Genomic DNA, 325 nt, shown 5'->3' on the forward strand with positions numbered 1-325 from the left:
GCCTGTCAGGGTGATGGGGTTATCAAGGTAGAAATGCACTTCCTGCCGGATATCTATGTGCCCTGTGAGGTCTGCGAAGGGAAACGCTACAACCGGGAAACCCTGGAGATCACCTATAAAGGCAAGAACATCTTCGAGGTGCTGGATCTGACCATCGAAGACGCCCGGGAATTCTTTGATGCGGTGCCCTCCCTGGCCCGCAAGCTGCAGACCCTGATGGATGTGGGCCTGAGCTATGTAAAACTGGGGCAGGCGGCCACCACCCTGTCCGGCGGCGAAGCCCAGCGGGTCAAGCTGGCCAAGGAACTGTCCCGCCGGGACACCG

The 325-nt window shown here is 59.4% G+C and carries 1 pseudogene; it reads left to right on the forward strand.

The window, feature by feature from the left end:
• Nucleotides 1-325: pseudogene (locus A3714_RS02475) on the forward strand (excinuclease ABC subunit UvrA); the annotation flags it as partial.

The organism is Alcanivorax sp. HI0007 (genome assembly GCF_001635525.1).
Lineage (GTDB): Bacteria > Pseudomonadota > Gammaproteobacteria > Pseudomonadales > Alcanivoracaceae > Alcanivorax.